This is a genomic window from Marinithermofilum abyssi (genome assembly GCF_014641195.1).
Classification (GTDB): Bacteria; Bacillota; Bacilli; order Thermoactinomycetales; family DSM-45169; genus Marinithermofilum; species Marinithermofilum abyssi.
On sequence record NZ_BMHQ01000007.1, the window covers coordinates 37527 to 49674 of the forward strand.

At 50.3% G+C, this 12148-nt stretch carries 13 protein-coding genes and 1 other annotated feature; of the genes, 2 read left to right on the forward strand and 11 right to left on the reverse strand.

Annotation, left to right across the window (positions count from 1 at the left end; genetic code table 11):
• Window positions 1-100: 100 nt before the first annotated feature.
• The 3 genes from IEW70_RS10530 to aroF form a co-directional block, all read right to left on the reverse strand.
• Window positions 101-1507 (reverse strand): amino acid permease, encoded by a 1407-nt coding sequence (locus IEW70_RS10530; protein WP_188647897.1) that lies wholly within the window; start codon window positions 1505-1507, stop codon window positions 101-103.
• Window positions 1508-1672: 165 nt separating this feature from the next.
• Entirely contained in the window at window positions 1673-2056 is a 384-nt protein-coding gene (locus IEW70_RS10535; protein WP_229751949.1) for a DUF2642 domain-containing protein, read from the reverse strand.
• A gap of 544 nt (window positions 2057-2600) precedes the next feature.
• A complete protein-coding gene (gene aroF / locus IEW70_RS10540) occupies window positions 2601-3617 on the reverse strand; it encodes a 3-deoxy-7-phosphoheptulonate synthase (RefSeq protein WP_188647899.1) in 1017 nt (338 codons plus the stop codon).
• Between the two features lie 69 nt (window positions 3618-3686).
• Window positions 3687-3933: a binding site (T-box leader), on the reverse strand.
• A gap of 340 nt (window positions 3934-4273) precedes the next feature.
• Between aroF and IEW70_RS10545 the strand changes: the two genes are divergently transcribed.
• A complete protein-coding gene (locus IEW70_RS10545) occupies window positions 4274-5059 on the forward strand; it encodes an HAD family hydrolase (protein ID WP_188647900.1) in 786 nt (261 codons plus the stop codon).
• Window positions 5060-5177: 118 nt separating this feature from the next.
• Here the strand turns inward: IEW70_RS10545 and IEW70_RS10550 are convergent, their stop codons facing one another.
• The 4 genes from IEW70_RS10550 to IEW70_RS10565 form a co-directional block, all read right to left on the reverse strand.
• Window positions 5178-5870: an SGNH/GDSL hydrolase family protein gene (locus tag IEW70_RS10550; protein WP_188647901.1), complete on the reverse strand. Its 693-nt coding sequence runs from the start codon at window positions 5868-5870 to the stop codon at window positions 5178-5180.
• A gap of 445 nt (window positions 5871-6315) precedes the next feature.
• On the reverse strand, window positions 6316-6666 hold the full coding sequence (locus IEW70_RS10555) for a cupin domain-containing protein (RefSeq protein WP_188647902.1): 351 nt from the start codon (window positions 6664-6666) through the stop codon (window positions 6316-6318).
• A gap of 288 nt (window positions 6667-6954) precedes the next feature.
• A complete protein-coding gene (locus IEW70_RS10560; protein WP_229751933.1) occupies window positions 6955-7143 on the reverse strand; it encodes a hypothetical protein in 189 nt (62 codons plus the stop codon).
• Window positions 7144-7165: 22 nt separating this feature from the next.
• Window positions 7166-7570, reverse strand: a complete 405-nt coding sequence (locus IEW70_RS10565; protein WP_188647903.1) for a YhjD family protein — start codon at window positions 7568-7570, stop codon at window positions 7166-7168.
• A gap of 161 nt (window positions 7571-7731) precedes the next feature.
• On the opposite strand from IEW70_RS10565, the gene IEW70_RS10570 reads away from it, so the two are divergent.
• Entirely contained in the window at window positions 7732-7965 is a 234-nt protein-coding gene (locus IEW70_RS10570) for a hypothetical protein (protein WP_188647904.1), read from the forward strand.
• A 12-nt stretch (window positions 7966-7977) separates the two neighbouring features.
• Here IEW70_RS10570 and IEW70_RS10575 read toward each other — a convergent pair whose 3' ends face one another.
• From IEW70_RS10575 to IEW70_RS10590, 4 genes are all read right to left on the reverse strand, one after another.
• Complete coding sequence (locus IEW70_RS10575; protein ID WP_188647905.1) at window positions 7978-8850, reverse strand: diacylglycerol/lipid kinase family protein; 873 nt, start codon at window positions 8848-8850, stop codon at window positions 7978-7980.
• Window positions 8850-9677, reverse strand: coding sequence for an SDR family NAD(P)-dependent oxidoreductase (locus IEW70_RS10580; protein WP_188647906.1), 828 nt, complete (start codon window positions 9675-9677; stop codon window positions 8850-8852). The genes IEW70_RS10575 and IEW70_RS10580 overlap by 1 nt, the downstream gene beginning before the upstream one ends.
• 12 nt (window positions 9678-9689) lie before the next feature.
• Window positions 9690-10778 (reverse strand): class II aldolase/adducin family protein, encoded by a 1089-nt coding sequence (locus tag IEW70_RS10585; protein ID WP_188647907.1) that lies wholly within the window; start codon window positions 10776-10778, stop codon window positions 9690-9692.
• A 271-nt stretch (window positions 10779-11049) separates the two neighbouring features.
• The gene (locus tag IEW70_RS10590) at window positions 11050-11928 is read right to left on the reverse strand and encodes an alpha/beta fold hydrolase (protein WP_188647908.1); all 879 of its coding nucleotides are present in this window, start codon (window positions 11926-11928) and stop codon (window positions 11050-11052) included.
• Window positions 11929-12148: the final 220 nt, after the last annotated feature.

Here is a 12148-nt window from a genome sequence, read left to right on the forward strand (position 1 = left end):
TCTCTTCTTCTTTCTAAAACAGACTCAGCCCTTCATCAAGGGTGAAGCGCTCATGATAATAGACAAACGGCCCTCGTGCAGAGGGCCATTCGTCCTTCTATCATAGATGATGATCTTTGATGTGTTCCGTATCATCCTGTTCCACAGTCGCCCGCTTTCTGCGAACAAACTGGTAGGCCGCAGCCAGCAGACCAAACCAGACCGGTGCTACATATAGAGCGACACGCGTCCCTTCGTCAAACCAAAGGAGAACCAAAACCAACAGGAGAAACGCCATCACCAGCCAGTTAACCCAGGGGGCTCCATACAATCGAAATTCCCCTTCCGGCAACACGCCCGCTTCCACCTTGCGCCGGTACTTCATGTGGGCATAGACAATAATCCCCCAAGTCCACAAGGCTCCGACGGTTGCCACACTGGTTACATAGATAAAAGCCTCCTCCGGAATCACATAGTTTAAAAACACACCGACCAACAAAACGGCAGTGGATGCGGTCAACGCCCTGGCCGGCACTCGCCGTCTATTGAGCTGTCCCAAAAACTGCGGAGCTTGCCGAGCATTGGATAAGGTATAAATCATCCGCCCGGTGCTGAACACGCCGCTGTTACAAGAAGAAAGAGCAGCGGTCATGACAACAAAGTTTACAATCCCTGCGGCACCGACGATCCCGATTTTTTCAAAAATCAAAACAAAAGGACTCGTCTTTCCATCCAGCTCGTTCCAAGGATACATCGCCATAATGACTGCCAGTGCACCGATATAAAAGATGAGAATCCGCCAGACAAATTTATTGATAGCCGATGGCAGTGTTTTTTTGGGATTCTCCGCTTCTCCCGCAGTCACACCGATCAGTTCGCCGCCCAAGAAGGCGAACATCACCATTTGCAATGTCAACAGAACGCCTCCCGCACCATGAGGGAAAAAGCCGCCGTGTTCCCACAGGTTGGAAAAGCCGACAGGGTGGCCCCCATTGCCAAAGCCGGTGGTAATCACCGCTAATCCAATCCCGATCAAGGCGAGTATGGTTACCACTTTGATCAGGGAAAACCAGAATTCCAACTCTCCAAACAGTTTCACCGCAATCAGGTTGAGCCCGTAAATAACGACCAGCGCGATCAATGCCGGAATCCATTGGGGCACTTCAGGAAACCAATATCGGGCATAGACACCCACTGCCGTAATTTCCGCCATCCCTGTGACGATCCACATGAACCAATAGGTCCATCCCGTCACAAAACCGGCCCAGGGCCCGATGAATTCCTCCGCATAAGCACTGAAGGACCCTGCTACCGGTTTGTAAACCGCCAACTCCCCCAATGCACGCAAGATGAAATAAAGGATGAGGCCGCCGATTCCGTAAGAGAGAATCAGTGCAGGTCCGGCTGTTTGAATAGCTGTAGCCGATCCTAAGAACAGTCCTACACCGATCGCACCACCGATCCCAATCAGCTGGATGTGCCGCTCTTTCAATCCGCGTGAAAATTCTTGCTGTTCATGTTTAGACACCTAATCCCCTCGCTCTCATTAAACATACTGACACGCTACTCATCATGTATGATTATACACAAAAAGTCCGATCATCCACAAACAGCAGACAGATGTCCTTCCCTCCGCAACACAAAAAGTGCGTCCGCACAACAAAAAACGGGCGCGAAGGCTCCACCCGTCAGCTCAGTCGTTTTCGTTTGTCGGAGAGATATATCCAACGGCATCCAGCCGCACATGATATTTTTTTTCTTCTCTTTCTATCAACAGATGATCGGGAAATACAGCCGACAACGTCCCGCTGATCTCACCCATATATGTGGTAACATGTACATCCTGACCGACAATGTCCGACAACTGATTTGCCAAAAAAGGATCTCGGCTGTGCCGCCGCATCATAAAGCGGGCCAGCCTGGAGGATCGTTTCGGCCGCTCCTGCCGCTGCGGAGGCCGCTGTATCGGCGGCATTTGGGGCATCATATACGGCGGTTGTCCGTAGGGCGGCATATAAAACTGGGATGATTCCTGGTATCCTGGCATCATCTCATACTGAGGAGAACCCGGGTTCATAAAGTCCACACGTCTCACCCCCTCATGGGTCTACACACCTATACCCTATGCAGATGACCTCGGTTCGGTGTCACAAAAACCCATATTCAGGATCTGACGGCAGACAGCCGCCAAGCGGTGGCCAGATTGACGGCAAACCTGCAGGATTGGCTTCGACTCTTTTGCCCGTTGCTCCCTTTCCTCCGACGCAGAAGTCCATACTGTCCGCTCCAAGAGATCCAACGAGACGCGGCACAATGCGGAGGTGTACTCAAAAGTACAAGTCACGCCTTGGTCGCAAGCTCCCAGGTCGTGCTATGTGCCGCTTTTTTGTCTCGTCTCCTCTCTTGTCGCTGAGTTCGTCGTCAAAAGTCGCTTCTCGGGCAAAAGAGTTCTTCCGCTCATTTCCGGGAAACTTTGTCAGCAGCATCGCCGTCAAGCGGCGGCTTTTTTTATGCAAGATTCCATATCACCGCCAGGACTTCTAATCCCGTCAAAAGAAAGCACCCCTTGTCGTGCTTAAGGGGTGCGGTTTCATACTAAGGGTATGATATCAACCGATCGTTTACCGCGTCGAGGCGGAAAAAAGAGCTTGCATGCTTTTCAAATCTTCCATCATGGAAGCAAAATTGTCCAGCGTAAGAGACTGGGGACCGTCGGACCAAGCGGCTTCCGGATTAGGATGGACTTCTACCATCAGGCCGTCGGCACCGGCAGCCAGTCCCGCACGGGCCATCGGAGTGACATAACGCCATTTGCCGGTGCCGTGACTCGGATCGACGATAATCGGCAGGTGGCTCAAGTGTTTGATCACCGGAACCGCACTCAAATCCAAGGTGTTGCGGGTGTAGGTTTCAAATGTGCGGATTCCCCGCTCACACAAGATGACATTGGGGTTCCCTTCACTCAGGATGTACTCCGCCGACATGAGCCACTCTTCCATGGTTGCGGACAATCCCCGTTTCAACATCACCGGTTTATTGGTCTGTCCCACTTTTTTCAGCAGGTGGAAGTTTTGCATATTGCGGGCACCCAGTTGGAGGATGTCCACATACTCTGCTACGAGGTCCAGATTTTCCGGATCCATCACTTCGGAAATGACTGGCAAGCCGGTGACCTCTCGGGCTTCCGCCAACAGCTTCAGCCCTTCTTCCTTCAACCCCTGGAAAGAGTACGGGGATGAACGAGGTTTAAACGCCCCGCCGCGCAGAATATGGGCTCCAGCTTTCTTCACGGCTTTGGCGGTCTCCAGAATCTGCTCCCGGCTCTCCACGGAACAGGGCCCGGCGATCACCACGGGCTCATTTCCCCCGATCGTAATATCCCCAACCTGAATCCGTGTCGGCTCGGGATGGAACGATCGTCCTGCCAATTTGAAAGGCTCGCTCACATGCACCACTTTTTCCACGCCTTCAAACCGCTCCACCGGAAGATTGGCCAAGGTCTGCTTATTGCCGATCAGTCCGAGGATCGTTTTGTCCACCCCTTTGGAATAGTGGATCTGCACCCCCTTTTCCTCCAAGGTTTTTACGATGCGATCCACTTGTTCCCGGGTCGCCCCCTGTTCCAATACGATGATCACCTTGTTGACCTCCCCTCAAAAAATTCGGTTGGTGCTTGTATTGGGATAAAACAAAAAACCCCGTCCCGAAAAAGGGACGAGGTTTGCTCGCGGTACCACCCTTGTTGAACCCATGCCGGATTCCCCTTAGCGCACGCCAAGCTGCGTGCGATCCGATATCGGCGGATCACCGGTCCGGCCTTTGCCACCTATACAGGCGGGTTCAGCCGTCTGCTCCAGGGTGTAATTCGTCGGATGGATGATACCGGTTCGCAGCAACCACCGGCTCTCTGAGATCCATGCCCACCCGACTACTTTTCCCCTTCAACGCTTTTGGGTGTTAAATTGGATGTTGGTGATAAATTATCATGAAGAACTTCCCGCTGTCAACCACTTTTTTGAACAAGTCCCCGTTAATCATATGATCCTCTCCGGGTGGACAGTAACAAGCAACTCGTTACTGTTGACTTGGAGGGAATTTTTTACGGGGAAGTTCGCTGAACCTATGCCCAAGAATTGAAGTTACGAGCCGTGCGAATGCAATATCTATGGTCCGGCTTTTTTATCCTATGGGGCTTGAATCCATTTGGTGTCCCATTTTTTTATTCAAGTATCCTTTTCTCCATCGTACAATAAAAAGGAGAGGAATTGCTTCACCAAAAAGGGGGATGGTTTGGATGGAACCTGTTATCAGCTTTGATCTGGATCACACCCTGATGATCAACCCCTTTCGCCGGTGGGTGTTTCCGGAAATCGAAGCCTGGCTGTCCCCGCAACTGCCAGCGTCTTCTACGGCTATGGAATACATTCTCCGTGAGCACCGCAACCGACTGGCACACCAGGACAAAGTTGCCGCCTACGATTGGGATGGTATTCTGGAAACAGTCTGCCGACAGGTGCAATCCACACCGCCGTTTACCGTAAAAGATCTGGTTCACAAGCATGCTGTCATCGGCAAAGTATGGCTGTATCCCGATACCTTGCCCTCCCTGCGCTGCTTGAAAAAGGAAAAGATCCCCTTGATCGCTGCTACCAACGGTTGGGAGTGTTATCAACGTCCAGTGACGGATTGCCTGGGGATCACATCCTTTTTCAGCGAATACCACACGCCGGTCAATTGTAGAGCAGTTAAGCCGGAAGCCTCCTTTTTCGACTTTCGCGGCCATCGTTCTCTTATTCACGTCGGTGACCGTCTGAATCAAGACATCCTGGGTGCCAACCGGGCAGGTGTGACCTCCGTCTGGATTTATCGGGAATTGGATGAACGCTGGCACGGCATGAATGCCGCAGAGAGAAAGCTTCACCCTGATTTCCACCGGGTCTTAACCGAGCGTCTTCACCAAGAAGGGCATACCGGCTCCTTGTCTTCGGAGTACGTACCTGATTATGTGATCGTCAGCCTAAAAGAGCTGCTTCCCGTCTGGAAACGAGAAAGAAGCCGCTTCAGCGAGTCTGCCGGATGACAACAGGATGCGTTGACTGCCCGTATTCCCGCTCCGACGTCACTTTAGCTTAGCATTGGGACGGACACCTCAGAACCGAATAGCGATGATGTTCATGACCCTGCTAGATTCTGCATCCCTATCGAAGAGGCGAAAGGTCATCGGAAATCTCTTTTGCAAGAGCTGCTTCCTTGTTGTTCCGTACGGGATGCTTCGGTGGACAATGCTGGGGACAATGCTGAATAAACAATCGAGCCAACTTATCATACCCTTTTTGGTTTGGATGAACCTCGTCGGCAAAATAATCGGTGCGATGCAAAAACGTCTTGTAAGGGTTCACCAGCTGTACGCCGTATTTGCTGCATATTTTTTGATAGCTTTTGTTCATCGACTGCAGTACTCGTGCAGCAAGACTGTACCCCAATTCGTATGCCGGCGGCGGCATGTAAAATCCCATCATTTGAATTACAGCCGAAGGATTATCCTGACGAGTCCGTTCCAGTATGGATTGGACATGACGACAAACCTGGCGCATCGTTCGGGGTAAACCCGTCAGGCTCATTCCGGCCTCATACCATTCAATGAAATCACAGCCACCCGTGGTAATCGTGATATGAGACACCCGGGGCAACAACTTTTTCATCGCCGGAGTTTGCATCAGCCCGTACAACTCGACCGACGTAAGACCGGAAATCCCCATATTGCGCAGACGACACTGGGGAGTGGATTGGAGATGGCGAAACAATCGGGAGACAAAATGGGTTTCCGGGCCGGATGCCCCCAAACCTTCCGTGATGGAATCACCTAAAGCTAAATAAGTAACCGCATTCATCTCATTCTCCCCCTCCCTCACCGTCCCGAGCATTTCGCTCTCTTTTCCCAGGAATCTTAACCGGCATATAAGTCGGGATACGCCCTGGTCAACAAACTTCTTTTAACCGCCTTCCCCTTCTTTTGGGCCTAACTATAGTACCCCGGCCATAACATGTACTCGCCCGGAAAGCTGATACGTTCGCTGACCGGTTTTCTTCAGCGCCGTTTCCCCTTTATCCGATCCATGCTGTCACTCCCTTCCGCTCCCCAATCCTCTCTGAATTCCTTCATATCCTGCGAAAATGGGCCCCTTTTTATTCCCGTTGAACTACAGGCCAAAGAGCTTTTTTCCCGTCGCTTCCTCTGCGACATCACAGATGCGATCATAAAAAAAGAATCCAAACCGGTTGGTCTGGATTCGGGGTGTATGTTTAAAGGATCCCTCCTGGATAATTTCTGGCTCATCAAGTGGTGGTGGCTTCTACCCGCTCTTTTCCTGCGGCAGATTCCACCCCTCGGGCGGAAGTGATCAGCAACGTGCAACCGTAGCGAGTTTGAACAACGGGATTCACTCCTGGGGGTGCATAGAAGTAATCCCCTTGATGCAAAGAATGGCCGTCCAATTCGACGTCACCTTCCACCACAAAAAACTCTTCCCCGCCGATGTGTTCATGTATGGGAAGGCGTCCTTCGGCTTCCATTTTCAATAACACGCTGAATTCCCCGCGGTTCTTGCGTAAATAGCTGAAACGCACTCCGTTGCTCATCGGAATCCAATTGTGTTCTCCATTGCGTAGGACATAAGACCCTTCCATCTGTCCAACCCCCTTGTGGATTTGGGTCCATTGTACTTCAATACAAAAAGGTGATGCAAGTCAGTCTTTTCTTTAAGAAACCGTTAATGAACCCTATCCGGTCTTCATCCGCCTTTTCCTTTGGGCAACGCATGTATTCGATTTGTGGCGCCGTTTTCCCATCTCACTCTTTTAAATGACAAAAAGCTCCATGAGAAAACGGCTCACCATCATCCATGAAACACCCGGAACCTCGTTCTTTTCCGTTTGCGAAAGAAAGCACCAAAAAATTCTGCAGCAGTCTCTCCTTCAGTCCCGGAGGGCATTGACCGAGCCCAGCAGGATATGAGCAAGGCCAAAGCCGACAACACCCCAGCCGAAGGGATTGTCATAATGGCGTTGTTGAATCATCGGTTTTTCCCGGTTCAACAGGGCCAAACCCAGCCCGGAAACCACCACGCCTAAAAGAATAGACATCCATCCTTTTTGCATCCTCATCGCATCATCGCCTCCTTTACCATTAATGTGACCCCTCGTGAAAAGATTGTTGTCTGGAACTTTTACCCGATCCCGACCAATAATTCCACAATATCTCTTCACACTCATTGCGTATGATTTCGTTCACATAAAACTGCGTATATAAAAATCCGCGAAATTTGGCCTGCACTTCCCGGGCATCGGGAAGTTGGCGAACGGCAATGATTTTTCCCCCGCAGCGGTTCAGTTCCCGCCGGCACCCCGCCAAGTCTTCCTGCACACGGCCTAACGTTTTCATCCACAATCGTTTGAGTGGACGCTGCATTTTGACGGGCAATTGACCCACACGGGCGCAGTCCAGCACAAGCACCCGCTCCAACACTTCCAGTATCACCGCCTGCCGAACTAGTTCAGCAAACCGGTCATACTCCTCCGGATAAAGCAACACGGATCCTCCACCTCTCTTCCTGGTGGATTTGCTCTGTTCTCATTATATGCGAACATATGTTTTGTTTTCCTGGTACTTTCTTGCAGAACTGGTCCCCGGTTTTTCAGGAATGAGAGCAGATCCTTTTAGAAAATATAAAAGGGAAAGGAGGATCGAAGAGGATGGCAAAAAACCGGGTAACCTTTTTTCTGTATGATTTGGTCTTGGCTGTTGCGGCTATTATTTTCACAGTGAGCATCGAATCCGGGCTGTTGATTGCAATCACGGGAATGGAACCATTCCGGCTGGGCTTGACGATTTGGATGTATGTCGGGGTCATCATCCTTTCATTTGGATTTATGCACGGGTGGGTCAGATGGGGGTATGAATGGCGGGGAGAACCCCGGGAAGATTAACGGCCACGGGGTTCAGAGAATGGAAAGGGATCGGGGCCGTACGGTAACAGTCAGCGGAGTTTCACCGATCACCTCACCGTCGGCATGGATCACCATTCGGGTATCAGAATCAATGATGATCTCTTTTCCCTGTCGCATGGTCACTGAGGGATGATGAATGTGAACCCCCTTATACACAGTGGGAAAAATCTTTAAAAACTGATGACGCGACAAATTGTTGACACAACAAATATCCAGTTTCCCATCATCGTTAACTGCGAAAGGACAAATTTTCATTCCTCCACCATAATATGGATTGTTGGCAACCGCGATCAACCATACCCCACCGACGTCTATCTTTTTCCCGTCAATAGAGACGGACACTTGGGCTGGTTCGAAGCTGCGCAACACCCGTAATGCCCCCCATATATAATTCAATTTTCCCAACCATCGCTTGAAAGAGGAAAGATTAACCGCCTCCGCCACTCTTCCGTCAAAACCGATCCCCGCAAAACCGATCATCGTTTTTCCGTCGATATCGGCTGTATCCACCCGGCGTACCTGATGCTGCAATATCCGCTCCAATGCTTGTCCGGGATTGGCCGGAATTCGATGGGCCAGTGCGAAGTCATTTCCTGATCCCGCAGGAATGAACCCCATCGGCATGATGGAGCCGACCAATCCGTTGCCCACTTCATGAACCGTTCCATCCCCGCCGACAGCGATCACAGATTTCACATCCGAGCGTAAAACCGCCCTGCGGGCGAGTTCTTCCGCATGTCCGGCTTGTTCGGAAAACAGCACCCGATAAGGAATTTGTCTCTCATCCATGATTTTTTTCAGTTGGCGCCACACTTTTTGACCTCGGCCATTCCCCGCAACCGGATTGACAATAAACCAGCGCATCACGTATCCCTCCGCGCACCATGTGATGGGTTGGGTCCGTCTGCCGGATGGGGAAGCGGGGGAGTGCGGGAAGCATCATACATCCGCTTCGTTGCCCAGAAATAGACTCCCGGTGCCATGTTCCGGATCCTTATCGCCCAACGCAAGCTCCAGGGGATCACTTTGACACGGGGACGATCGATCAAGCGAACCGCTTCTTCGGCTACCGTCTTTACATCCAACAGCTGGCGGGCAATCGGCCCCGGAAACAGCCGGGCGGGATCCTCCCCCCGGAAAAACGGGGTTTGCACCGGACCGGGACACAACACCCCTACCTGAATACGCGGGGAATATTCCAATCGCAACGACTCGGAGAAGCCCATTAAGGCGAATTTAGAAGCGGAATAAGCAGCAAGATTGGGAATGCCGGTCAGACCGGCTACCGAAGCGATGTTTACAATGCGTCCTTCTCCTTGCTGCAACATGTGGGGAAGAAAAGCAAGGATGATGCGGACGGTACCCAAGTAGTTCGTTTCCGCCATACCCTCAACCTCATGGATCGGTACATCCAATGCCCCACCAAAGCAGCCATATCCCGCATTGTTCATTAACACATCCACTTTTCCGTATCGCTGAATCACCTCCTCCACCAAATCCTTCACATCCTCCTGAGAGGTCACATCACAGGAAAAGCATTCTCCACGGCCCAACTCCCTTTGCAATGCAGCAAGTGGCTTCCTGTTGCGTGCCACCAACAAGGGAGTGTGGCCCCGGGCCGCCACTATTCTTGCGATTTCCTTTCCGATGCCGCTGGATGCACCGGTGATCAGTACGATTCGATCGTTCACGGACTTCACTCCTCAGAACATCGGAACTTGCGGAATGATTCGACCCTCAATCCGCTCAAAGATATCATCCAAATCACGACCAGTTATGGTGAGGCCGTGATTTTTCAACCCTACCACGGCTCGAGAGGGATCTTCTGCCTGCCGGATTTTATCCGCAACGGCTTTGGCCAGTTCTACCGTACCGCAGGGATAGTTGATTTCCGTCGAGGGAATCCCGTCCATCCAGGCATGGATGTGAACGATGGCTCCCACTTGCGGGTGTTCCGTATAGATCATCCAGTGTTCGATCGCATCCACGGATACCCGGCGCGGCTCCACATGGGGGGGAACGCTGAGATCAATAGCCGGCAGTTTTTCATCGAATCCTTTGATGAGGAGAATATCCTGTCCGATTTTTTGCAGATTGCCTTTATTCACCCCCCGTGCACTCATCCAAAACTGGTTGCCCTCCCTTCGGGCGCTCAAGTTTCCGTAACTCAGCCCTCCAATGCCGTATAAGCGTTGTATCAAACGATAATCTTCCGGCGGAAGAATTTCCTGAATGGGAAACGGCGCCGGAAGCAGGTTCATTTGATCCAACTTTTTCCCTGCCCGGGTAATGCTCTGCGAAATCGAATCCCCTTCCCATAACCTTTCCGGCATATCTCGATGAAAGGTATTGTCGATAACCAGTTGGGAAGTGGCAAGGGGGCGGATCCGCTCAAAGACGCGATGGAAAAAAGCCGGATCTTCTTCATCCGCCGTCAAACGGTAACAACCTTGTTCTAGAGTAATAAAATACGGCTCCAGCCAACCGGATGAACGATCCAAATACACCATCATGTTGCCGAGTGAACGGATGAGGATGGGATACCCGGTGTACAAAATGTTATCGGTGGGTTGATCGTTTTCCGTCACCGTTACTACAAAGACCCCTTTTCCCTTTCTCCGGAAATGGCGAGGTTTCTGAGGATCGACAAAATTAAACACCAGCTGCAAATGAGGGTTATCCTCGGAATCCAAACGATACCCTTTTTTCTCCATCTCGCGGCGAAGTCCCGAAGCAAACCACTCAAGGGAGGATGTCTTTCCCTGTTCGCCTACGATAGCAAAAGTTTTCATACAGCCTCAGCTCCTCTATATTTATTACCTTCACTATTTTTCCAATGAAGAAAATGGATTATACTATCTTTAACCACTTCAACCAAAACCCACTCCCTTTCCGGTATGCTGTATACTATAAAAAAAGGATCACCCACACTACGGGAAATCCTTTTCTCTGTTCAACACACGAAAATTACCGTCTTCATGAATGTTACATACCTTTACAATATGGTGAAACGGGAGTCTGTGCCCTTCTTATTCGTATCACTGTATGGAGAGGGTTTCCTTCTTACGTCGAAGGAAGGGGTTGCTTGTCTAATCGCTGTTGAATCCAATCGATGATCATCTCAATGGTCGCCGCAGATTCGTCTGAATGAAGTAAACGATGGCCCACATCAGGGATGACCACCCACTTTTTGTCTGTAGCGCTTACCCGGTTGATAAATGCCTCTACCTTATCGGAATGAATCAAGGTGTCGTTTTTACCGCAAATACACAAAACGGGGATCGTAAATTTTTCGGCATAGAGTACTGCTTTTTTCGCTTCAGTCAGCAGTTCGTGCGTCCAACGACAGGAATATTTCAATGGAACAAACACATTGTCCCAATTATCCCATTGAAAGTGTTTTTTCAATGCGGGAAACCGCATCACACCATTTACTAATCGGGTTGGATTGACACTAAAGGCGGGTACCGTTCTACTCAAAGCAGCAATAATCCGTTGAACGATAACAGGAATCTGAAACCGAAGTTCCAGTGCGGGGGCAGACAAAACAATCCCTTCAATGTGATCAAATCCGTCCTGTACAAGCCTTGTGGCAATCAGACCACCCAAGCTGTGTCCAATCACATAAAAACGGAAAACCTTCAGGTTCTCTTGAAAATAGTGAAACAGCTCGTTCACATCGTCGAGGTAATCCTGGAAAGTGGTGACATGGCCACATTGCCCACCTGAAGCACCGAATCCTCGAAGATCAAAAAGAATGAATGCCATTTTGCTTTGGACAAAAAAAGACCACAAATGATGGAATATATCCATATTTTCTCCGGCCCCATGAATGAGAATGACCGCATTTCTCGGCTTCTCAGGAAGCCAAACCCGGTATTTGATACATATCCTGTCCCGTGTTTGGTAATTGCCTTCTTCCACTCTTACCGACCCATTCACTTTTTTTCTCCATCTCATCAATTTTTGGTGACCTTTATATAATTGAACAAAACACGTTAAAAAATAACATGGCGCATCATCTGTAATAAAATGGGACCATCGGATAATATAGGTCTTCACCTATAGAGACCATCCTTATAGTGAAAAAATAAGTGACAACCCTTTGCTATTGGATTCCTCCGATACTGTTTATTGCTGCTGGATGGAAAACCCTTATCAC